This window comes from Jeongeupia wiesaeckerbachi, assembly GCF_050916355.1.
GTDB lineage: Bacteria > Pseudomonadota > Gammaproteobacteria > Burkholderiales > Chitinibacteraceae > Jeongeupia > Jeongeupia wiesaeckerbachi.
The window spans coordinates 3774852-3796557 of record NZ_CP136946.1; the positions used below are offsets into that span (position 1 = coordinate 3774852).

At 63.4% G+C, this 21706-nt stretch carries 30 protein-coding genes; 27 read left to right on the forward strand and 3 right to left on the reverse strand.

Annotated elements, in window-relative coordinates:
• Window positions 1–6: 6 nt before the first annotated feature.
• From R0382_RS18260 to R0382_RS18335, 16 genes are all read left to right on the forward strand, one after another.
• Window positions 7–1488 (forward strand): phage portal protein family protein, encoded by a 1482-nt coding sequence (locus tag R0382_RS18260; RefSeq protein ID WP_432719858.1) that lies wholly within the window; start codon window positions 7–9, stop codon window positions 1486–1488.
• Entirely contained in the window at window positions 1481–2320 is an 840-nt protein-coding gene (locus tag R0382_RS18265; protein ID WP_432719857.1) for a phage head morphogenesis protein, read from the forward strand. The genes R0382_RS18260 and R0382_RS18265 overlap by 8 nt, the downstream gene beginning before the upstream one ends.
• Entirely contained in the window at window positions 2320–2457 is a 138-nt protein-coding gene (locus R0382_RS18270; protein WP_432719856.1) for a hypothetical protein, read from the forward strand. The genes R0382_RS18265 and R0382_RS18270 overlap by 1 nt, the downstream gene beginning before the upstream one ends.
• On the forward strand, window positions 2450–2932 hold the full coding sequence (locus R0382_RS18275; protein ID WP_432719855.1) for a phage virion morphogenesis protein: 483 nt from the start codon (window positions 2450–2452) through the stop codon (window positions 2930–2932). The genes R0382_RS18270 and R0382_RS18275 overlap by 8 nt, the downstream gene beginning before the upstream one ends.
• 216 nt (window positions 2933–3148) lie before the next feature.
• Window positions 3149–4297, forward strand: a complete 1149-nt coding sequence (locus R0382_RS18280; RefSeq protein WP_432719854.1) for a peptidase — start codon at window positions 3149–3151, stop codon at window positions 4295–4297.
• Between the two features lie 28 nt (window positions 4298–4325).
• Window positions 4326–5252, forward strand: a complete 927-nt coding sequence (locus R0382_RS18285) for a hypothetical protein (RefSeq protein WP_432719853.1) — start codon at window positions 4326–4328, stop codon at window positions 5250–5252.
• A 10-nt stretch (window positions 5253–5262) separates the two neighbouring features.
• On the forward strand, window positions 5263–5499 hold the full coding sequence (locus R0382_RS18290; RefSeq protein WP_432719852.1) for a hypothetical protein: 237 nt from the start codon (window positions 5263–5265) through the stop codon (window positions 5497–5499).
• On the forward strand, window positions 5496–5828 hold the full coding sequence (locus tag R0382_RS18295; RefSeq protein WP_432719851.1) for a capsid cement protein: 333 nt from the start codon (window positions 5496–5498) through the stop codon (window positions 5826–5828). The genes R0382_RS18290 and R0382_RS18295 overlap by 4 nt, the downstream gene beginning before the upstream one ends.
• 2 nt (window positions 5829–5830) lie before the next feature.
• Window positions 5831–6136 carry a DUF7681 family protein gene (locus R0382_RS18300; RefSeq protein ID WP_432719850.1) on the forward strand — a complete coding sequence of 102 codons (306 nt, stop codon included), beginning with the start codon at window positions 5831–5833 and terminating at the stop codon, window positions 6134–6136.
• A gap of 7 nt (window positions 6137–6143) precedes the next feature.
• Entirely contained in the window at window positions 6144–6593 is a 450-nt protein-coding gene (locus R0382_RS18305; protein WP_432719848.1) for a gp436 family protein, read from the forward strand.
• Window positions 6593–7057, forward strand: a complete 465-nt coding sequence (locus tag R0382_RS18310) for a Gp37 family protein (protein WP_432719847.1) — start codon at window positions 6593–6595, stop codon at window positions 7055–7057. Before R0382_RS18305 ends, R0382_RS18310 begins: the two co-directional genes overlap by 1 nt.
• Window positions 7054–7278 carry a hypothetical protein gene (locus R0382_RS18315; RefSeq protein WP_432719846.1) on the forward strand — a complete coding sequence of 75 codons (225 nt, stop codon included), beginning with the start codon at window positions 7054–7056 and terminating at the stop codon, window positions 7276–7278. The genes R0382_RS18310 and R0382_RS18315 overlap by 4 nt, the downstream gene beginning before the upstream one ends.
• A gap of 2 nt (window positions 7279–7280) precedes the next feature.
• Window positions 7281–8711, forward strand: a complete 1431-nt coding sequence (locus R0382_RS18320) for a phage tail sheath subtilisin-like domain-containing protein (protein ID WP_432719844.1) — start codon at window positions 7281–7283, stop codon at window positions 8709–8711.
• A gap of 2 nt (window positions 8712–8713) precedes the next feature.
• The gene (locus R0382_RS18325; RefSeq protein ID WP_432719843.1) at window positions 8714–9238 is read left to right on the forward strand and encodes a phage major tail tube protein; all 525 of its coding nucleotides are present in this window, start codon (window positions 8714–8716) and stop codon (window positions 9236–9238) included.
• 155 nt (window positions 9239–9393) lie between these two features.
• Window positions 9394–9636 carry a phage tail assembly protein gene (locus tag R0382_RS18330; RefSeq protein WP_432719842.1) on the forward strand — a complete coding sequence of 81 codons (243 nt, stop codon included), beginning with the start codon at window positions 9394–9396 and terminating at the stop codon, window positions 9634–9636.
• Between the two features lie 28 nt (window positions 9637–9664).
• The gene (locus R0382_RS18335; RefSeq protein WP_432719841.1) at window positions 9665–9796 is read left to right on the forward strand and encodes a hypothetical protein; all 132 of its coding nucleotides are present in this window, start codon (window positions 9665–9667) and stop codon (window positions 9794–9796) included.
• Here the strand turns inward: R0382_RS18335 and R0382_RS18340 are convergent.
• Window positions 9756–10073, reverse strand: a complete 318-nt coding sequence (locus R0382_RS18340; RefSeq protein WP_432719840.1) for a hypothetical protein — start codon at window positions 10071–10073, stop codon at window positions 9756–9758. The genes R0382_RS18335 and R0382_RS18340 overlap by 41 nt on opposite strands.
• On the opposite strand from R0382_RS18340, the gene R0382_RS18345 reads away from it, so the two are divergent.
• The 5 genes from R0382_RS18345 to R0382_RS18365 are packed head-to-tail and all read left to right on the forward strand — an operon-like array spanning window position 10045 to window position 15476.
• A complete protein-coding gene (locus R0382_RS18345; RefSeq protein WP_432719839.1) occupies window positions 10045–12591 on the forward strand; it encodes a phage tail tape measure protein in 2547 nt (848 codons plus the stop codon). The two genes, R0382_RS18340 and R0382_RS18345, sit on opposite strands and share 29 nt — an antisense overlap.
• The gene (locus R0382_RS18350; protein WP_432719838.1) at window positions 12591–13487 is read left to right on the forward strand and encodes a phage tail protein; all 897 of its coding nucleotides are present in this window, start codon (window positions 12591–12593) and stop codon (window positions 13485–13487) included. Before R0382_RS18345 ends, R0382_RS18350 begins: the two co-directional genes overlap by 1 nt.
• Complete coding sequence (locus tag R0382_RS18355) at window positions 13487–13693, forward strand: tail protein X (RefSeq protein WP_432719837.1); 207 nt, start codon at window positions 13487–13489, stop codon at window positions 13691–13693. The genes R0382_RS18350 and R0382_RS18355 overlap by 1 nt, the downstream gene beginning before the upstream one ends.
• Complete coding sequence (locus R0382_RS18360) at window positions 13681–14868, forward strand: phage late control D family protein (RefSeq protein WP_432719836.1); 1188 nt, start codon at window positions 13681–13683, stop codon at window positions 14866–14868. Before R0382_RS18355 ends, R0382_RS18360 begins: the two co-directional genes overlap by 13 nt.
• Window positions 14865–15476, forward strand: coding sequence for a phage baseplate assembly protein V (locus R0382_RS18365; protein ID WP_432719835.1), 612 nt, complete (start codon window positions 14865–14867; stop codon window positions 15474–15476). Before R0382_RS18360 ends, R0382_RS18365 begins: the two co-directional genes overlap by 4 nt.
• Here R0382_RS18365 and R0382_RS18370 read toward each other — a convergent pair whose 3' ends face one another.
• Window positions 15477–16157 (reverse strand): DUF4145 domain-containing protein, encoded by a 681-nt coding sequence (locus tag R0382_RS18370; RefSeq protein WP_432719834.1) that lies wholly within the window; start codon window positions 16155–16157, stop codon window positions 15477–15479.
• Between the two features lie 73 nt (window positions 16158–16230).
• On the opposite strand from R0382_RS18370, the gene R0382_RS18375 reads away from it, so the two are divergent.
• The 6 genes from R0382_RS18375 to R0382_RS18400 all read left to right on the forward strand — a co-directional run bounded on the left by R0382_RS18375 (window position 16231) and on the right by R0382_RS18400 (window position 21429).
• Complete coding sequence (locus R0382_RS18375) at window positions 16231–16629, forward strand: GPW/gp25 family protein (protein WP_432719833.1); 399 nt, start codon at window positions 16231–16233, stop codon at window positions 16627–16629.
• A complete protein-coding gene (locus R0382_RS18380; RefSeq protein ID WP_432719832.1) occupies window positions 16620–17771 on the forward strand; it encodes a baseplate assembly protein in 1152 nt (383 codons plus the stop codon). The genes R0382_RS18375 and R0382_RS18380 overlap by 10 nt, the downstream gene beginning before the upstream one ends.
• Entirely contained in the window at window positions 17764–18345 is a 582-nt protein-coding gene (locus R0382_RS18385; protein WP_432719831.1) for a phage tail protein, read from the forward strand. Before R0382_RS18380 ends, R0382_RS18385 begins: the two co-directional genes overlap by 8 nt.
• A gap of 9 nt (window positions 18346–18354) precedes the next feature.
• A complete protein-coding gene (locus R0382_RS18390) occupies window positions 18355–19845 on the forward strand; it encodes a hypothetical protein (RefSeq protein ID WP_432719830.1) in 1491 nt (496 codons plus the stop codon).
• Window positions 19846–19874: 29 nt separating this feature from the next.
• Complete coding sequence (locus R0382_RS18395; protein ID WP_432719829.1) at window positions 19875–20405, forward strand: DUF4376 domain-containing protein; 531 nt, start codon at window positions 19875–19877, stop codon at window positions 20403–20405.
• A 109-nt stretch (window positions 20406–20514) separates the two neighbouring features.
• Window positions 20515–21429: a LysR substrate-binding domain-containing protein gene (locus R0382_RS18400; protein ID WP_432721431.1), complete on the forward strand. Its 915-nt coding sequence runs from the start codon at window positions 20515–20517 to the stop codon at window positions 21427–21429.
• 37 nt (window positions 21430–21466) lie between these two features.
• Here R0382_RS18400 and R0382_RS18405 read toward each other — a convergent pair whose 3' ends face one another.
• Complete coding sequence (locus R0382_RS18405) at window positions 21467–21694, reverse strand: DUF6671 family protein (RefSeq protein WP_432721432.1); 228 nt, start codon at window positions 21692–21694, stop codon at window positions 21467–21469.
• Between the last annotated feature and the right edge of the window lie 12 nt (window positions 21695–21706).

Here is a 21706-nt window from a genome sequence, read left to right on the forward strand (position 1 = left end):
AGAGGCATGTGGGTTACGCCCACCGAGTTCGTCCAGTTTGGCGAGTCGACCAAGTCGCTGTCCGCGCAGATTGCTACTCGCGATCGCAGTATCGATTTCTACGGACTGAGTACCTACCTGCCCAATCCCGATACGGTGCTGAAGGCGCTGGGCAAGGACATCAAGGTCTACCGCGAGCTGCGTGCCGATGCCCACGTAGGCGGCTGCATTCGCCGGCGCAAGGCTGCGGTGAAAGCGCTTGAATGGGGTATTGATAAAGACCGCGCCAAGAGCCGCACCGCCAAAGCGATCGAAGCCATCTTCGCCAACCTCGATCTGTCCCGGATCATCACCGAGATGCTCGACGCGGTGCTCTATGGCTATCAGCCGATGGAAGTGATGTGGGGCAAGGTCGGCGGGCTGATCGTGCCGGTCGACGTCGTCGGTAAGCCGGCCGAGTGGTTCGTCTACGACGCGGACAATCAGCTGCGCATGTGCACCAAGCAGGCGCCGCTCAAGGGCGAGGAGCTGCCGCAGCGCAAGTTCCTCATTCCCAGGCAAGACCCGAGCTACGACAACCCGTATGGCTTCGCCGACCTGTCGATGGTGTTCTGGCCGACCACCTTCAAGAAAGGCGGCCTGAAGTTCTGGGTGCAGTTCACCGAGAAGTACGGTGCACCGTGGGTGATCGGCAAGCACCCGCGCGGCGCCAGCGACGCCGAGACCAACCTGTTGCTGGATCGGCTGGAAGACATGGTGCAAGACGCCGTGGCGGCCATTCCCGACGATTCCAGCATCGAGATCAAGGAAGCCGCCGGCAAGACCGGCAGCGCCGAGGTGTACGAGCGGCTGCTGCACTTCTGCCGCTCCGAGGTCTCGATCGCGTTGCTCGGCCAGAACCAGACCACCGAAGCCACTGCCAACCGTGCGTCGGCGCAGGCCGGGCTGGAGGTCACCCGCGACATCCGCGACGGCGACAAGGCGATCGTCGAGGAAGCCATCAACACGCTGATCCGCTGGACGTGCGAGCTGAACTGGGGTGATGCGGCCCGGCCGGTGTTCTCGATGTGGGAGCAGCAGGAAGTCGACAAAGTGCTGGCCGAGCGTGACGAGACGCTCACGCAGGCCGGCGCACGTTTTACGCCAGCGTACTTCAAGCGTGCCTATGGCCTGCAGGATGGTGACCTGGACGAGGCGCCGGCGGAGGACGCTGCAGCGGCCGCCGAGTTTGCCGACGCCCCGGAGGACGTCCCCTCAAAGGAGCGGGACGAAGCCGCCGACCAGCTCGCGCTGGACAAGGCGCTCGACGCCGTCTCGGCCGACGTGCTTGATGCTCAGGCTCGGCAGCTGATTGCGCCATTGCTGCAGCGGATCAACGATGGCTTGCCGCCGGACGAGCTGCTCGGCCAGCTCGCCGAGGTCTATCCGGACATGGACAGCACTGGCCTGCAGGAACGCCTGGCGCGGGCGATCTTCGTCGCCAAGGTCTGGGGCCGGTTGCATGGCTGAGATCGATCTCGCCTACTGCATGCGCTTGCCGCCGCGCGATGCGATCGCCTACCTGCAACGCAAGGGCTTTGCGATCAGCTGGGACTGGGAAGACACCTGGCACGACGCGCAGGCGACGGCGTTCACCGTCGCCAAGGCCACAAGGCTCGACATCTTGCAGGACATCCGCGATGCGGTGCAGACCGCCATCGACGAAGGCAAGACGCTGGCCTGGTTCGAGAAGGAGCTCACGCCGGTGCTGCAGGCCAAGGGCTGGTGGGGCAAACAGGAACTGGCCGATCCGGCCACCGGCGAAGTCCGCCCGGTACAGCTCGGCAGCGCTTGGCGCTTGCGTACAATTTACCGCGTCAATGTGCAGACGGCCTACATGGCCGGGCGCTTTCAGGGGCAGCTCGATAACGTCGATGATCGCCCGTACTGGCAGTACAGCGCCATTCTGGACGGACTGACGCGCCCGAGTCACCGTGCACTGCACGGCAAGGTGTTCCGCTATGACGACCCGTTCTGGGCTGTGTTTTATCCGTCCAACGGCTTCGGCTGCCGCTGCCGTGTCATCGCGCTGTCCGAAGGCAATGTTGCGCGCCAGGGTCTCAAGGTCGACGCCTCCGGCGACAAGCTCGGCAGCACGATGAAGCTGGTCTCGGGCCGGACTGGCGAGTATCGCGAAGTGGCGACCTATACCGAGACCGACCCGGCCACCGGCAAGAAGATCACGATATCGCCCGATATCGGCTGGAGCTACAACCCCGGCGCCGCGGCGTGGCAACCGGACCTGCAGCGCTACACCGGCACGCTGGCCGAGCTGGCCAGGGGCGAACTCGGGGACGGCTGATGCACAACGCGCACGTGCTGCTCTGGCTGCGCTGGCAGCACTACTGGGCCGTGCTGCAGCACCGGCAATTTGCCCAGCTGGTCTGGGTCACCGAGTACAACACCGAATCCAGACGCAGCGAGGCACACCATGGTTAGCCCCATCACCATCGACGATCACCAGTTGACCCGCGCACTGCGCAATCTGCAGCGCGCCGGCGGCGACCTCAGCGTACCGATGCGCAAGATTTCCCAGGCGCTGCTGTACGAGGCCGAGCGCAATCTCGCCGACGAAGGTCGCCCCAAGTGGGCGTCGCTGTCGCAGGTCACGCTGGATCGCCGCGCCGGCGGCGAGGGCAGTGCGTCGGACTTTCGTATTCTGCAGCACACCGGCGACCTCGCGGCTTCGATCACCGCCGACTATGGCCATGACTACGCGCTGGTTGGCAGCAACAAGGTCTACGCGGCCATGCAGCAGTTCGGCGGCGACAAGGCCGACTTCCCGAACCTCTGGGGCGATGTACCGGCCCGGCCGTTTCTGCCAATCGACGCCGACGGAAAACTCCAGCCCGAGGCCAAGGAAGAGGTGCTCGATACCGTGCTACGGCACCTCCAGACGGCCGCGCGGATTTAGCGTCGTGGCGCCGGTTTGATCGCCGGCACGTCCGAATCCCCGTCCCGGCTGCTATCCGCACGCCGTAAAGCTTTATAAAGCGGCCAGCGTGACTTTCCGGGCGTGCTTTCCATCGGCGGTCACCGCTTCCCCTCGGCACGGGGTGTCACCGGCGCATCGTCAACTCAGTAAACTGGATTAAAAGCCAGTCCCGCCGCTGCGGCCGATCATGGCCGCATGAAAACGCCCAAGCCCCTTCATATCTTCAAGCCCGGTACGTGGATCACCACCGCCGGCGAAGAGATTTCGTTCTCGCAGGCGGACCTCGACGCGACGGCGGCGGCCTACGACCCGACACGTCACAAGGCGCCGATCGTCGTCGGCCATCCGAAGAGTGATGACCCGGCGCAAGGCTGGGCCAAGTCGCTCTTAAGCAACGAGCGCGGCCTGTACGCCGAGCCGATGAAGGTCGCCCCGGCCTTCGCCGAAGAGGTCAACGCCGGCCGCTTCGGCACGATCTCCGCCAAGTTCTACCGCCCCGAAGACCTCAACAACCCGAAGCCCGGCATCTGGTATCTGCGTCATATCGGCTTCCTTGGCGCGCAGCCGCCGGCCGTCAAGGGTCTGGACGAACCGTCCTTTGCCGAAGACAGCACCGAAGACGACGGCTGCGTCTGCTTTCAGGAAGGCGTGGCCTTCGGTGGCTGGGGACTCGACACCAGCGCCTCGCTATTCCGCCGCCTGCGTGACTGGCTCATCGGCCAGCACGGCCAGGAGACGGCCGATCAGGTCGTACCTGACTGGCAGATCGAATCAATCCGCGAGGCCGCCCAACAGGAACGCAACGACGAGCGCGTCGAGGGCAGTTCGGCGTTTTCCGAATCCCATCCCCAACCCAATGACGAGGAGCACACCGTGACCCCGGAAGAGAAAGCACAGCTTGAAGCCGAGAATACCCGCCTGAAGCAACAACTGGCTGTGGCCGAGGCCGACAAGCGCAATGCCGCCGCGACCAAGCGCCACGGCGAACATGCGGCCTTTGCCGAAGGTCTGGTCGGCGAAGGCCGGCTGGCGCCGAAGGCCAAGGCCGCCGTGGTCGCGCTGCTCGATGCCGTCGACGGCGAAGCGCCGGTCGAGTTTGGCGAAGGCGATAGCAAGCAGCCGCTGGCCGATGCGTTCAAGTCCTTCCTTGGGGAGCTGCCCAAGGTTGTTGAATTCGGCGAGCACGCGACCAAGGACAGGTCGACCACCGGGGCCTCCGGCGCATCGGCTGAGTTCGCCGAGAAGTCGACCGACCCGGATCGGCTGGCGCTGCACCAGCGCGCAGTCGCACTCGCCGCCGAGAAAGGCATTCCCTACGAGCAAGCCGTGCGCTCGCTGGTTTAACCCCTGCTGACTCAACAAGGAAAACGTGATGGCAGATCGTCTTAGCAAGCTCCGGGTCGTCGACCCGGTATTGACCAGCCTGGCGCGCGGCTACCGCAACGCCCAGTACATCGGCGAGGGCCTGTTCCCGGTCGCCGAGATGGAAAAGGAAGCCGGCATCATTCCGCGGTTCGGCAAAGAAGCCTTCCGTCTGTGGGAAACCGAGCGCGCGATTCGCGGCAAGTCCAATGTGATGACGGCCGACGACCCGGATACGCTCGATGTGGTGCTGCGCGAACACGACCTCTCGTACCCGGTGGACTACCGCGAGCAGGCCGAATCGATGTTCAACGAAGAAGCCAAGGCAGCGAAGCGCGTCAAGGATGCGATCGACCTCGGCCGCGAAGTGGCCGCTGCGCGGTTGGCGCAGAACTCGAACACCTATCTCGCCGGTGCCAAGGTCACGCTGGCCGGCGCGGCCAAGTGGGTGAATGGCGGCGGTGATCCGATCAAGGACATCGAGGACGGCAAGGAGGTCGTGCGCCAGCGCACCGGCATGCGGCCGAACACGGTCGCCATGGGTGCCGCCGCGTATGCCTCGCTCAAGTTCCACCCGAAGCTCGCCGCCGCACTGGGCACCCAGGAACGCAAGCTGATCACGCTGGAACACCTGAAGGCGATCTGGGGTGTCGAGCACATCCACATTGGCGAAGCGCTGGCCGCCGACGGCAACGGCGCGACCGGCGACATCTGGGGCGACAACGTGATCCTTGCCTACGTGGCCAAGCCCGGCGCCGGTGAGTCGGCCGACCACGACATCCCGTCCTTCGGCTACACCCTGCGCAAGAAGGGCATGCCGGAAACCGACAAGTACAACGCCGAAGGCAACAAGGTTCAGTACGTGCGCCACACCGACGTCTACAAGGTCGTCGTCGTCGGTGCCGATGCCGGCTACCTGATCGCCGACGTGAACTGAGGGGTCGGTGATGAGTGAGATCAAGAAGACGCTGTACGTCGTCAAAGGCATGGCCATCAAGCACGGCGATGCGCTGTATCCCGAGGGCGAGCTGATCGAGCTGGCCGACGACGAGGCCAAGCCGCTGGCGCAATGGATCGAACCGGCCAAGGTTCCGGTGGAAGCCAAGGTGACGACCAAGACCAAGGACTCCGACGGCGACAAAGCCGCAACGGATACCGCTGACAAGAAGGATGGCCAGCAATGAAGCCACAACACGTAACGCTGACGACGTCGGTCTTGGCACTGACCGACCTGACCCAACGCCGCTTCGTCGGCTTTGACGGTGGTATCTGCGCCGCCGGCACCAAGGCGCTCGGCGTCGTCGAGGTTGATACCGGTGCCGGCAACATGGCGCCATCCAATGTGCTCGGCGTGATCCTGGTCGAAGCCGGTGCCGCGATCGCGGCCGGCGCCGAGGTGCAATCCGACGCCGCCGGCAAGGCCATCACCAAGGCCGCCGGCGTCGGCAACGGCTTCGCCTGGGACGCTGCCGCTGCGGCGGGCGACGTGATCCGTATCGTGCGGGGTATCTGAGCATGGACAACCAGCACCAGCGCATTACCGGCTATCGCGATTTGACCGAGGAAGAGATCGCCTTGATGAACGAAATCAAGGCCAAGTCTGCCGAGGTTGGCGCGTTGGTCGAAACGCTGCGTGCCGGCTTGCCGGTATTCGCCACCGATGATGTGCAGGAAGAAGCGCCTGCTGCCGATGATTTCGTGCTGGTTGCGCTGTCGCCCGATGCCTTTGAAGTCGACCGCTGGCTGAACATTGGCCAGGACCACCTGCAGCAAGGCTTCATGGCGCTGACGCGGGCAGTCGCCCGGCCGACGAGCTTCTGAGCCGATCATGCGCTACTGCACCCTGGCAGACCTGCAACTGGCCATCCCGATGGCCACACTGATTCAGTTGACCAACGACAGTGCGACCGACTTCAACGCACCGGCGCCGGTACTGAATCAGGCGGTGGTCGACGAGGCTGTTCGTCAGGCCGAGGAACTCGTCGACGCCTACCTGCGCGGCCGTTACCTGCTGCCGCTGGAGCCGGTGCCGACCGTGGTGAAGGACATCACCGTCAATCTGGCCCGCCATTGGCTGTATGCACGGCGGCCGGAAGGCAACGATCTGCCGGATGCAGTGACGCGAACCTACAAATCGGCGCTGCAGATGCTCGAGGCGATCCGTGACAACAAGCTGACCATCGGCGCGCCGACTGGCGAGGCCACGCCGGAGCCGGGCGAAATGAAGGCTCGCACCCGGCCACGCCGGTTTTCTGCCGATTTACTGGATCGGTACTGATGGCCACGACCCTGCAAATTCTGGAGTCCGTCGTCGTTCGCCTGCAGGCCAGGTTGCCGCAATTGGCCGTCGAGTATTTCCCCGAACGGCCGGCCGAGTACCGCGTGAATCACGCAGTTGGTGCGCTCCTGGTGAGCTACCCGGGCAGCAACTTCGCCGAGACGGTCGATGTCGGCTGCATCGCCCAGCCCCGGACGCTGAAGCTGTCGATCACGGTGATGCTGCGGCAGCTCAATGGCCGCGGTGGCGCCGTCGACGTGCTCGATGTCGTGCGTGCGGCACTGATCGGTTTTCGGCCGCCGGACTGCCGCAAGACCAAGGCGGTATCCGAGAAATTCCTCGGGCAAGTCGGCGGCATTTGGCAATACGCCGTGGATTTCAGTACCGAAGCGATGCAGGTCGAGGATGTCGAGCCGGACAACCTGCCTGTTCTGACCACCGTGACCTATGAGGAAACCCCATGAAGTATCTCTATAGCGGCCCCACCAGCGGCGTGACGCTGCAGGACGGCGACGAGCCGCGCGAAGTCATGCTGCACACCGGCGCCGAAGTCGAACTGCCGGCCGAACACGAATACACCAAGACGCTGCTGGCCTTGGGCTACCTCGCACCGGCACCGGCCAAAACCACCAAGGTGTCGGCACGCCCGGCTGTTAGCGCGGACGAATCCGCCAAGGAGGCATGAGCATGGCTGCAAACTATTTGCATGGTGTGGAAACGACCGAGGTCGAGCGCGGCAAGCGCAAGGTCCAGACGGCAAAGTCCGCCGTGATCGCGCTGATCGGCACTGCACCGATGGGCCCGGTCAACCAGACGATCCTGAGCCTGTCGGAGAAAGACGCGGCCCAGTTCGGCACGCAGCTGCCGGGCTTCACCATTCCACAGGCGCTGGATGCGATCTACGACCACGGCGCCGGCACGGTCATCATCGTCAACGTGCTCGACCCGGCGATCCACAAAACGGCCGTGGCCAGCGAGGCGGTCACCTTCGATGCGTCGACTGACCGCGCGAAACTGGCGCACGGTGCGATCGTCAATCTGGTGTTCAAAAGCAATGACGGTGCGGTGACCTACATCGCCGGCACCGACTACACCGTCGATCCGCTGTCCGGTGAACTGGTCCGGCTCAAGAGCGGTGCGATCGCAGCCAGTGGCGGCGGCAAGGCCGGCTACGACTTCGCCGACCCGACCAAGGTCACGCCGGCCGACATCATCGGCGCGGTCAATGCTGCAGGCGTGCGCACCGGCCTGAAGGCGTTGAAGGACACGTACAACCAGTTCGGCTTCTTCGCCAAGATTCTGATCTCACCGGCGTTCTGCACGCAGAACTCGGTAGCGACCGAGCTGATCGCGATGGCCGACCAACTCGGTGCGATTGCCTACATCGATGCGCCGATCGGCACGACCTTTGCCCAAGCGATCGCCGGCCGCGGGCCGCAGGGAACGATCAACTTCAATACCTCCAGCGATCGGGTTCGCCTGTGCTATCCGCACGTGAAGGTCTACGACCCGGTGCTCAACGCCGAACGCCTGGAGCCGCTGTCGGCGCGCGCCGCCGGCCTGCGCGCCAAGGTTGACCTGGATAAGGGCTATTGGTGGTCGCACTCGAACCAAGAGCTGGCCGGCGTGATCGGCGTCGAGCGCCAGCTCTCGGCGATGATCGACGACCCGCAATCCGAGGTGAACCTGCTCAACGAGGTCGGCATCACCACGGTGTTCTCAAGCTTCGGCTCGGGCTACCGGCTGTGGGGCAACCGCACCGCGGCGTGGCCGACCGTGACGCATATGCGCAATTTCGAGAACGTGCGCCGTACCGGCGACGTGATCAACGAATCGATCCGCTACTTCAGCCTGCAGTACATCGATATGCCGATGAACCAGGCATTGATCGACTCGCTGCTGGAGTCGGCCAACGGTTATGGTCGGGACCGGATCGGGGTCGGTGCACTGCTGGGGTTCAAGGCGTGGTTCGATCCGGCTCGCAACGAGGAAACCGAACTCGCCAACGGCCATCTGCTGATCAGCTACAAGTACACGGTGCCGCCGCCGAATGAGCGCACCACCTACGAGACCGAGATCACCTCGGAATACCTGCTGACGCTGAAGGGGAGTAACTGACCATGGCCGGCCAGATTCAAATCAACCGCATCACCAATGCCAATATCTACGCCAACGGTAACTCGCTGATCGGCCGTGCCGAGGAGATCAAGCTGCCCGATGTCGCCGCCATTATGGCCGAGCACAAGGCGCTGGGGATGGTCGGCAAGATTGAGCTGCCGTCGGGTTTCGACAAACTGGAAGGCGAGATCAAGTGGAACTCGCTGTACAAGGACGTGGCCAAGCTCGCCGCCAACCCGTTCAAGGCGGTGCAGCTGCAGTGCCGCTCGAACATCGAGACCTACGGTGCGCAAGGCCGGTTGCAGGAAGTCAGCTTGGTGACCTACCTCACCGTGATGTTCAAGAAGAACCCGCTTGGCACCTTCAAGCAGCACGACAACGCCGAGTTTGCGTCGGCATTCTCGGCCACCTACATCAAGCAGGTGATCGACGGTGAGGACGTGCTCGAACTGGACTACATGGCGAACATCTTCCGCGTCGGTGGCGAGGACATGCTTGCCGACTACCGGCGCAATATCGGCGGCTAGTTCCGCACCATTTCACCCATGACAACGGCCCGCGCAATGCGGGCCGTTTGTTTTTAAAGCCGTTTAACCGACTGCAGTCGGTTGGGCGTCGACAATCCTTCGTGTACCCGCTTGCTCATCTCGTTGAGCCGTTCAACCCACGCGAAGGATTCGTTATGGAACTCCAACTCAAGCACCCGTTCACCAGCGCCGCCGGCGTCACCATCGACAAGCTGAATATCCGCCGTGCCAAGCGCGCCGACATGAAGGCGGCGAGTAAGTACAGCAAGGACGAGGCCGACCAAGAAGACTTTCTGTTCGCGCAGATCACCGGGCTGACGCTGGAAGATATCGATCAGCTCGATGTGGCCGACTCGAAGGCGCTGCAAGACTCCTTTCGCGCCATGGTGGGCGGCTGAAGAAGCACTGCGGCCGTTGGACGAAGCCTTGCTCAACATCCTTGGGATACAGCCGTCCGAAATCGACGGGCTCGATATGGACGACTACTGGTTCTGGATCGGCGCGGCCGAGCGCAAGGTCAAGCGCGAGAACGAGCAGCAGCGGCAGCTTTACGGCTGAGCCAGACCACCGAAGCCATCACTACACCACCCACCAGGCCGGCGCCCGCGGCCAGCGGCGCGCCGGCCAGTGCAGCCAGCATCAGCGCAAACGGCAGCACGATCAGGGCGAACCAGAACGGTAGGTGCGCAAAGCAAAGCCAGCCCAAGCCGACGGCAACACAGCCGATGGTGAGCCAGTAGATGGTCTTCGCCGAGGAAGTGAGCGTTTTTTCAAACATGGTTGCAGCATAGCAAAGGGGCGAAATCATGAGCAATGAAGTGCTGGTCGGGATCAAGATCGGTGCCTTGCTGTCCGGCTCGTTTCAGTCGGTCTTCGCCTCGGCGCGCAGCACCACGCTGCGACTTGGGCAGGCCGCCACCGAAGTCAGTGCGAAGCACGCGCGTCTGGGTGAGGTCATGGCCCGCGCGATGGCGCACCCGGGACGCAACATCAGTGCCTTGCGCCGCCAGTACGAACAGCTTGGCCAGACGCTGGATCAACTGCGCGCCAAGCAGGAACGGCTGACCGCCAGCCTTGCCCGCGGCGCGGCGCTCAAGTCGGCCCGGGGCGAGTTGCGTAGCGAGGCAATGGAAACCGTCGGTACCGCCGTCGCGCTCGGCGCACCGGTGCTGAAGTCGGTGCAACTGGCCGCCGGCTTTCAGGATCAGCTGCGCGATACCGCCATCACCGGCGAATTCAGCAAGGCCGAAGAGGCCAGCCTCGGCAAGACCATGCGCAAGTCGGCGCTCGACTGGAACCAGACCCAAGCCGAAGTCGCCCGCGGCACGGGCGTGCTTGTTGCCGGTGGCATCCAGAACGCCAGGGAGCTGGAGAAATACGCGCCGGTGATGGCCAAGTCGGCCACCGCCACCCGCGCCAGCATGGACGACCTTGGCGCCGTCGCGCTGGCCATGAAGGACAACCTCAACATCGGCGCCGACGGCTACGAAGGCGCGATGAACATGCTGGCCTACGCCGGCAAGCGTGGTCAGGTCGAAATTCGCGACATGGCCAAGTTCCTGCCGCAGATTGCGCCGTCGTTCCAGGCGATGGGCGTTACCGGCAAGGAAGCCGTCGCCGAAATCGGCGCCGCGCTGCAGATTGCCCGCAAGGGCGCGGGCTCGAACGACGAGGCCGCCAACAACTTCCGCAACTTCCTACAGAAGCTCACCGCGCCGGAAACCCTGAAGGACTTCGCCAACGCCGGCATAGACCTGAAGACCAGTATGCAGACGCTGCGCTCCCAAGGTTTCACGCCGGTCGAGGCTATGCTCAAGGTCATCACCCAGTATTTGGGCACCAAGAGTCCGGAGGCCGCCGATCGCTTCATCGCGGCGATGAACATCAAGGACGACAAGGAGCGCCAGGTTGCCGTCGGCAAACTGCAGGAGGCGTACAAGCTCGGCGAGCTGTTCCAGGACATGCAGGCGATGAACTTCATCCGCCCGGCGATCGCCAACCAGGGCGAGATGCAGGACATCAAGAAGGGTTCGATCGACGCGGCCGACAAGGGCTTGATCGACAAGGACTACGCCAAGCGCACCGAGACCGCCGTTGAGCATTTCAAAGCATTCAAGATCAGCATGATGGATATCGGCATCACTATCGGCGAAGCCCTGCTGCCGACGATCAATGAACTGCTGCGTGACATCAAGCCGGCGATCTCGGCATTCGGCGAATGGGCCAAGGCCCACCCCGTCGTGATCAAGGGCGTGATCGGCCTTGTTGGCGGATTGCTGGCCGGCAAGATGGCGTTTATTGCGCTGCGCTATGGCATCAACCTGGTGCTGTCGCCATTTAATGCACTGACCTCGGCGGTCACAGCGCTCTCTGGCAAGTGGACCCTGCTGCGAGCCTTCGCACAACGCGGCGGTTTTGCACCGGCGCTGTCGGTGCTGCGCGGGCTGGGCGGCGGCTTCATGGCCGTCGGCCGTGCCCTGTTGCCGTTCGCTCGAGGCATGGCGATGGCGTTCGGCTCGCCGCTGATTCTGGCCGCGCGTGGCGTGTTATTCCTGGGCAAGTTGCTTGCAGGCAACCTGGTCGGCGGCCTGCGGCTGGTTGGCCAAGCCGTGCTGTGGATCGGCCGCGCAATGCTGATGAACCCGATCGGCTTGGCGATTACCGGTATCGCGATCGCGGCGTATCTGATTTATCGCTACTGGTCACCGATCAAACAGTTTTTCTCTGGCCTGTGGGCCGAGGTCAAAACGGCGTTTGCCGGCGGCATTGGCGGCGTGGCTAGGCTGATCCTCAACTGGTCGCCGGTCGGACTGTTCTACAAGGCGTTCGCCGGCGTGATGAAGTGGTTCGGTGTCGACATGCCGAAAACCTTCACCGACTTCGGCGGCCACCTGATCGGCGGGCTGATCAACGGGATCAAGGCTAAGTTCGGCGCGGCCAAGGAGGCCATCGTCGGCTTCGGCCAGGACATCAAGGGCTGGTTCTCCAGCACGCTGGGCATCCAGTCACCATCGCGCGTGTTCATGGGTTTCGGTGACAACATCGCCCAAGGTGCGGCAATCGGCATCGGCCGATCGTCCGGGCTGGCCAGCAAGGCGGCCGGCAGCATGGCGGCGCAGACGGCGGCCGCAGCGGCCGCGAAACGCTTGGGCGCCGGGCGCGCATCCGCAGCCGGGCCGGCCGGTGCTGCCGGTGGTGGCATGACTATCCACTTCAGCCCGCATATCACCGTGCCGCCGGGCTCGCCGCAATCCGTAAAGGATGCCGTGCAACAGGGGCTGCAGCTGTCGCTTCACGAGCTCGAGCAACTGATCGGCCGGGTAACGGCACAGCAAGCGCGGAGAGCCTACTGATGTACGCGCTGCTCGGGGACATCCAGTTCGACCTGATCGCGTACTTCGACGGCTTCGAGTCGCAGTTCGGCGCCGACTATGCCGAGCACGCGCTGATCGATGGCAAGCCACGGCTGCAGATCATCGGCGACAAGCTCGACGAGATTCGCCTGACGCTGTCGTTCCATGCGCAGTTCTGCGAGCCCGAGCGCGAGCTGGCCAGGCTGAAGAAGGCGCTGGCCTTGCACCGGGCCATGGCACTGGTACTGGGCAACGGCGACTACAAGGGCTGGTTCGTCCTGACCGACGTGCAGGCGACCAGCGAACAGACCGATGGCTTCGGGACGCTGGTCGCCGTGACGGCGACGGCGACCTTGCGCGAGTACGTCGGCGACAAAAAGAACCCGCTGCCGGCGCCGGCGGTACAGCCTAAAGTGCCGCCGGTCTCGGCCAAGCTGGTGCCAACCGGCCAGGCGATCGGCGCAGTGAACAGCGCCCGCGACAGCATCCGGCAGGCGGTCTCGGCGGCGAACCAGGCGCAAGCGGCCATGCGCACGGCGACCGATGCCGTCCGCGTGGCGCAGCAGCTGCGCAACAACCCGTTGGCCGCGCTCGGCCGTGTGCCTGGTCTGATGACCGGGCTCGGCGACGCAGCCGCACCACTGGCCAAGCTTGCCCCGGCATTGGGCGGTTTGACTAGCCAGCTACCGGAAGCGGCCAGCCTGATGCGGGCCGGCAATAACGCGCTCTCAATGATTACCGCCGCGCAGGGCGTACTGGCCGGCGCGAACACCGGCAACGTCGTCGGCAAGATCGATCAGATGGCGGGCCAGCTTTCCACTGCAAGTGCGGCCCTGGAGCAAGCGGCGCCGGCGACGGCGAAGCTCGCGGCCATGGTCGTGACGAGGGCGATCTGATGTTCTTGACGCATATCACCACCCAGGGTCAGCGCTGGGATCAGCTCTCGGTGCTGTATTACGGCGATCCGTTCCAGTACGAGCGGATCATCGTGGCCAATCCGCACGTGCCGCTGTTGCCTTGTTTGCCGGCCGGGCTGACACTGTCGATCCCGGTGATCGAGCAGCAGGATGTATCGGAGGACTTGCCGCCATGGCTGCGCTGACTGCTACGCCGCAAGCGCCGACCTCGGTTGCGGTGCCGCATCCGGTGTTCGTGCTCACCTACGGCAAGAAGAACATCACCGAGGACATCACGCCCTACGTGCTGTCGGTGACCTATACCGATTACCTGGCCGGGCAGTCCGACGAACTGGAGGTCGAACTCGAGGACACCGACGGCCGTTGGGCGAACCAGTGGTATCCGGGCAAGGGCGACACGCTGTCGTTGAAGATCGGCTACGACCAGGTGCCGCTGCTGCCGTGCGGTGCATTCGAGGTCGACGAGATCGAATTCGCCCGGCCGCCATCGACCGTGTCGATCCGGGCGTTGTCGACCGGCATCAACAAGCCGGTGCGCACGCCCGGCAACCATGGCTATGAGAACACCTCGCTTGCTGCAATCGCATCGCGTGTCGCCAAGCGCAACCGGCTGACGCTGGTCGGCAAGATTCGTGATATTCGGATCGACCGGGTGACGCAGTATCAGGAACACGACGTTGGCTTCCTGACCCGCCTCGGCCGCGAGTACGGCTATGCGTTCAAGATCGTCGGCGACCAGCTGGTGTTTACCGAGCTGAGCGCGCTGCGCGATGGCGATCCGGTGGGCACAGTGGCCTTGTCGGAGATCATTTCGATCCGGCTGCGCGACAAGATCAAGGACATCTACAAGGCGGTCAAGTCGAAGTATCACGACCCGAAGGCCAAGAAGCTGATGGTGATCGCCGAGAAGCCCAACGGCGAGACCGGCGTCATCGGCCATACCAGTGCACCGGCGAAGTCCGGCAAGGCCAGCAGCGGCGACACGCTGAAGTTGTCGAGCCGGGCCGGCTCGAAGGCGACCGCGCAAACCAAGGCACAGGCCGCACTCAATCACGCCAACCTGCAGCAGACCGGCGGATCGATCACAGTGATCGGCAACCCGAAGCTGGTCGCCGGCACCACGTTCACACTGATCGATTGCGGCAGGCTGTCCGGGCGCTACTTGGTTGAGTCGTCCAGGCATCGGCTCACACGCGGCGGTGGCTATGTCACCGAGCTGGAAGTGAAGCGCGTGGCGCTGCCGACGCGACCGGGCGCGGCCAAGCCCGCCCCGAAGAAGTCGGCCAAGGGGCTTACGGTCTACGGCGAGAAGGACGGCAAGGTGCAGGTCATCGGTACGACGACGGGGAAAAAACCATGAACCGCGAAACACTCGACGAGTTTGGCGCCACGCTCAAGACCGGCACGGTCAGCGCCTCACGGCCGGGCTTTGCCCGCGTGCGCTTTCCGGACTTCGACAACCTGCGCAGCATGTGGTTACCGATCGCCTACCCGAAGACGCAGAACGATCAGTGCTGCTGGACCTATGACATCGGCGAACAGGTGAAGGTGCTGCTCGACCCGCGTGGCGAGGACGGCGTGATCCTAGGCGCGATCTACTCCGACGCCGACACGCCGCCGGTGACCGACCCGAACAAATTCGTCATCCGCTTCAAGGACGGTGCGCTGCTGGAGTACGACCGCGGCACGCACACGCTGTCTGTGACAGGTATTGCGAAGATGATCGTCCAGGCCAGCACCGAGATCACGCTGAAGGCCGGTGCCAAGGTGACGATCGACACGCCCGAGGCCGAAGTGACTGGCAACCTGACCGTGCAGAAGAAGCTGACCTTCCTCGGCGGCATGGCCGGCTCAGGCGGCGACGGCACCGCCGCGAAGATCAGCGGTAAGGTCGAGGTAGAGGGTGATGTCAGCGCCAGCGGCTCGGTGATGGATGCCGGCGGCAACTCCAACCATCATGTGCATTGACTACTTGGCTGTCGCTTTCGTGTTGCGACGCTCGATGGCCTCTAGCGCACCTGCCGGCAGATTCGCAAACATGGCCTCAAGCGCCTTGGGCTTCGTGATCATTTCTTCGACGACCATGTTGATCAGGCCAAACAGGGCAAACGCAAGCTCGGGGTTGTCTTGCAAATCCATTTCGCCGGGATGGACTGCGTTGTTACCGGTTACACGCACGACATCGAAAGCCTGTTGCATGCGCACTGGTAGACCATTTGCGACCAGCTTCGCAATGTCTTCATCAATTTTCTTTCCCGCGCAGCCAAGGTGGACACACAGCTTCTGGATCACAAGGCGGAGCAGTGCCGCGGCAGCTCGTGGTGAATGTTGAGCAACAGTGCGCGCCTCGTCGTAGTCGAGACGGCAATCGTCAGGTAGATCGACGTGCGCAACAGGCGCAGACGAAGCGATTGGGTACAACATCACCGCTCGCTGAGCTTCACGATCTGGAGAGTCTGGAAAACCAGAGTTATTGGGCGGCAACCGCCAGATGCTGCGCTGCTGACAGTGCTTGCACCACGCTGAAAATGCCCCAATAGGGGTTTTTTGATGGGTGAATAACGCTGTCCAACCCATGTGTGCAAATGCGTTACAGAAGGGGCAATTGAAAGCATCGGCATTAAACGTTGGCGCCACATAGATCGTCATTCATCTCTCCTTGTTTGCGCCATTTTAATCCCGATTAATATCCCGCCGCTGGGCGTCACGTCACGATGGCCGCATGACGCTGCTATCCGATATCTCTTCCGTCCACTGGCAACCCGCGCTGCACTCCGAACTGCGTCCCGCAGGAAGTCCCCTCCGGGGACAGGGCGTCGACGTCGTCGAGGCTGAGGCCGACGTCGGCCAGTGCATCCGCACCATCCTCAATACACCGAAGGGCAGCGACCCTCATCGCCCCGATTTCGGCTCCGACCTTCATCTCTACATCGACCACCCCGTCAACGAGGTACGGCCGCACCTGGTGCGCGAGGCCGTTGAGGCCATCAGGCGCTGGGAGCCGCGTTGCGAGCTACTCAAGGTCATCGTCTCGGTCGATGAGGCGCACGTGACCTTGCGCGTGCAGTGGCAACTGGCCGATGGTGTGCTGCGTGAAACAGAGGTGCGGCCATGGCGCTGACCGAACCGGATTTCATCCAGCGCGACCCGCAGCTCATCACCGCCGAGATCATCGCCGACTACGAACGGATGACCGGCAAGACACTGTACCCAGCGCAGGTCGACCGTTTGCTGATCGATGTGATCGCCTACCGCGAGACGCTGGTGCGCGTCGGCATCCAGGAGGCGGCCAAGCAGAATCTGGTCGCGTTCGCTCGTGCGCCAATGCTCGACTATCTGGGCGAGCTGGTTGGCGTAACCCGCCTGCCGGCGCAGGCCGCCCGCGCCACATTCCGTTTCCAGCTCATGACCGCACGGTCGACGGCGCTGCTGATCCCGGCGGGCACACAGGTCGAGACCAGCGACGGGGTGGTGACGTTTGCGACGGAGGCCGACGTTGTCTTGGCTGCTGGCCAGTTGTTTATCGACGTGGTTGGCGTATGCGACGCGCCAGGCGTAGCCGGTAACGGCTGGCAAATCGGCAAAATCAGCAGCTTGGTCGATGACCTCGGCGATGACGATGTGACGGTTGGCAACATCAGCGTACCAAGCAGCGGCGTCGAGGAAGAACTCAACGATCGCCTGCGCGAACGGATCAAGCTGGCGCCGGAAGCCTTCAGCACGGCCGGCAGCAAGCTGGCCTATCTGTTCCACGCCAAGAGCGCGCATCAGAGCATCAAGGATGTCGCAGTGCGCGGACCAAAGCTCGCCAAGATCGACGGCCAGATCGTTTCGCTGAACGACGTGCCGCCCGGTGAAGTGCGGCTCTACCCATTGCTCGACGGTGGTCTGCCCGATCAGACCATGCTGGCCTTGGTCGAGGCGACTTGCTCGGCCGAGCGCGTGCGGCCGCTGTGTGACTTTGTGCAAGCGCTGCCACCTATCAAGGTCGAGTACCAAATCGTTGCTGACGTGACGCTGCAGGCCGGTGCCGACCAAGCGGTGGTGTTGGCGCAAGTACGGTCTGCGGCCGAAGCCTATGCCGCAGACCGTGCGGCTGGTCTCGGCCGTGACGTGGTGCCGCAGCAGATCATCGCGAAGCTGCAGCTGCCTGGCGTTTACAGCGCACCGGTCAGCTCGCCGGCCTTGCTGGTGCTGGACGAGCACGAGTGGGCGTATTGCACCGGTATCGATCTGCGCTTTGCGGGAGTCGCCAATGGCTGACGAACTGCTGCAGCCGCCACTGGCCAGCGACGCACGCTTCCAAGTGCTAGGCGACCTAGCCAGCCGCCTGAATGATATCGATCTGTCGCCGCTGCTGGTCTACATGATCGATTCGGTCGACGCCTCGGCGCTGTACGCACTGGCCGAGCAGTTCTCGCTGACCGACAGCGACGGCTGGGCACTGGCCGAGACCGAAACGGCACAGCGGGCGCTGATCAAGCGCGCCATAGAAATCCATCGCTACAAGGGCACGCCCTGGGCAGTACGCGAGGTATTCCGGCTGCTCGGGCTCGGCGAGATCGAGATCGAGGAAGGCCGAGGCGGCTATCGCAGGGACGGCACATGTCGCCGTGACGGCTTCGCGATCCGCGGCACCAAGGCTGATCAGTGGGCGGTGTACCGCATCAAGTGCTTCCGACAGCTGAGCATCAAACAAGCCGAGGAAGCACGGCGGATGCTGGCCAGCGTGGCACCGGCGCGCTGCGCGCTGTTTGAAATCGACTTCTCCGCTGCGGCGCTGATCCGCAATGGCTTCGCCCGGCGCGACGGCACCTATACCCGCGGCTCAATCTAAGGAACCAAGATGGGAAATCTCAACGAACAAGCAGTGTGGGAGTCTGGCGTCCCATACTTCGAAGCCAATGCGGTACTTACGGGCGGTCCGGACTGCCCGGACAACATCCCCATTCGCGCGCTGGCCAACCGAACACTGTTCCTGAAGGCACTTGTCGAGGTGATTAGTGGCAGCACCGACCCGCTGCCACAGTACTGGAACGACGCTCGCGGCAACGCTGAAGTCGCCGCAGCCATTGCCGCCGTTGTTGGCAGTTCACCGGAAACGCTGAACCAGATCAACGAGCTGGCTGCCGCTATCGCTAACGATCCGAACTTTGCGGTGACGATGGCCACCGAGCTGGCCAAGAAGGCCAACCTCTCCGGTGCTGCATTCACCGGCCCGGTGTCCGGCCCGACAGCAGTCATCGGCGACGCCAGCACGCTACTGGCAACGACTGCATTCGTTGCTGCCTTGGTCGCGTCGCGGACGGGTTCGGCCGGCGCCGTCAATTTCCGCAACAAGCTCATCAACGGCAATTTCGACTTCTGGCAGCGCGGTACCTCGATCGCCGCCGGCACGGGATCACGCTATTGCGCCGACCGCTGGGTCAGCAACTCGTCCGGCTCGACCATCGCCGTATCGCGCCAAACATTTGCGCCAGGGCAGACTCTTGTGCCGAGCGAGCCGACGTACTTCCAGCGCGTGGTCGTGGCCTCGGTCGCTGGCGCAAACAATCAAGCGACCATTGCCCAGCCCATTGAGAGTGTACGCAGCTGCGCCGGTCGCAAAGTGACAAGGTCGTTCTGGGCCAAAGCCGACGCGGCTAAGTCGATCGCAGTAGAGTTCGCGCAGAACTTCGGCTCCGGCGGTTCGCCGACCGTCACCGGGATTGGTGCCCAGAAAATCGCGCTGACCACCAACTGGACTTACTACACGATCACTGCCGACATCCCCAGCATTGCCGGCAAGACCATTGCCGGCGGCGATGACTACCTCGCAATGTTTTTCTGGTGCGATGCCGGATCGAGTTTCGATGGGCGCACGGCGTCGCTTGGGCAGCAGTCGATCGTACTGGACTTGGCGCAGGTGCAGCTCGAAGTCGGGGCGGTGGCGACGTCGTCCGAAGAGCGGCCAGCGCAGGTTGAACTGGCGCTGTGCCAGCGATATTTCCAGAAGACGTACCATCAGAACACGGTTCCGGCAAACGGCGCTGGTGGTGGTTTGGCTTTTGGACTGGTCGCCAATTGTTATGCAGGGCAAGCCGGATCGAATTCCCAGCCGATGGCAGTGTGGCAATTTGATGTCGAGATGAGGGCGACCCCTACTATTACCTTGTATAACCCTAGTCCGACAAATTCCGGTGCTGGTGGTCAATGGCGTAACGGAAGCAACGACGCATCAACTGCTAACGCAAGTGCATATGGGATGACAACCAGAAAAACGAATGTTTACAACTCCGACGTAGCAGTAGCTGCCAGCACTTGGTACATCCATGCGGCTGCTGATGCCGAGCTGTAACCCGTGCAACACCATCAAACGAGGCAATCATGAGCACTGCAAAATACAAGCTGACGCAAAGCCCGGACATGGTGATCCGCATCGAGGACGGCGCTAGCATCCCCCGCGGCCACCGCTGGTGGGACGACTACGAGGCCTGGCTGGCAGACGGCAACACGCCCGAGCCGTTCGAGTCGGCCACCACGCTCGAATCGCTCCGAGCCGCCGCACGCGAGCGGATTAACGTCTGGCGGAACCAGCAAGAGCGTGCCGTGGTGTCCTTCCCGCATGCTGACCACCGCTGGGATGGCGGCCTCGTTGTCCGGGAACGGCTCAACACGACGCTGGGGACGCTTAAGGCGTTCGGCGTGCCAGCGGGATTTTTTTGGACGGATGCCGACAATATCGACGTGCCGATGACCCAGCTCGAGCTGCAAGCGCTCTATGAAGCGCACGAGCGCGCCATCTTCGGTCAAGGCTGGAAAATCCATCAGCGCCAACGCGAGCTGAAACGACAAGTTGATGCGGCAGGTGCTGTGTGGCTACGTGCATTCGTTCCGGATTGGCCAGTGTCAGCCTGACCGTTTATGCAATTTCATTGCACATGGCGGAAAATGGCGCATCAACAATTTATCGCGCAAACGGCTGCAAGTTTTCGCGCCGCGCTTCAGCCTTCAAGAGGAAAGTCGAATGGCCCGCCCCCTCCCCCCACTGGACTTGCTGATCGGTTTTGAAGCCGCCGCGCGACGGCTGAGCTTCTCGAAAGCCGGTGAAGAAATCTTCCTGACCCAGTCCGCCGTCAGCCGGCAGATCAGAAAACTCGAGGAACACCTGGGCCTGCCCTTGTTCGAGCGCCAGCATCGCGCGCTGGTCCTGACCGAACACGGCCACGTCTTGTTCGAGGTGGTGAGCAATGCGCTGTCCCAGCTGTCCGAAACCGTCGAAGGGCTGAAGCAGAAACCGCGCCATCAGCAAATCACGATTTCCACGACCACCGCTTTCTCCGCGCTGTGGCTCGTTCCCCGGCTGACCCGGTTCAGCGCGCAATATCCCGATGTGGCGCTGCACATCGAGGCGGACAACCGGATGATCAATCTGCAGCAGACGGAGATCGACCTTGCCATCCGTTACTGCAGCGCAGCGCAGACGCCCCCCGATTCGAGCATTTTCCTGTCCGGCGAGGAGATCTTCCCGGTGTGCAGCCCGGCGCTGCTGCAACGCAACGGCCGCAAGCTGAACTGCGTTGACGACCTGCGGCATCACACCTTGCTGCACCTGGCCGACCCGCAACACGCCTGGCCATGGCTGCAATGGTCGAGCTGGTTCCGCGACGCCGGCTCGGATCTCCAGGTCGGCGACATCGGCTTTCGCTTCAGCCAGCTCGACCAGACGATCCAGGCGGCGGTCCGGGGCCACGGCGTGGCGCTGGGCAGCTCGCCCTTGGTCGACCATCTGCTCGAAGAAGGCGTGCTGGTCGCGCCGCTGGCCGAACGCGTTGTCAGCCCGCGATCGTTCTACCTGTGCCAGGGCACGCGCCGCGACCGGATGACCGCGGACTTCGTCAGCTGGCTGCAGACCACGATTTCACGACCGCCGGCACACTAGTCCAACAGCTAAGCCTGGCGCCCGGCCTCCTGCCGGATCAGGCCGGCAGCGCCTGCGCGGTTGCATACCCTTCCTCGCGCAGCCGTTCGATCAGCCGGTTCGCGACCAGCGCGACCGACGCCATCCGGGTCGGGTTCATGTGCGCACGCAGATCGGTCTCCAGATGCACCCGGCCATCGGCCGTATGCGCGGCGCAGACGCGGAAGGCCTCGGCCAGTGTCGCCTCGTTGTCGATGCCCTTGAACACCTGCTCGGGCAGCACCACGCCGACGCCCGG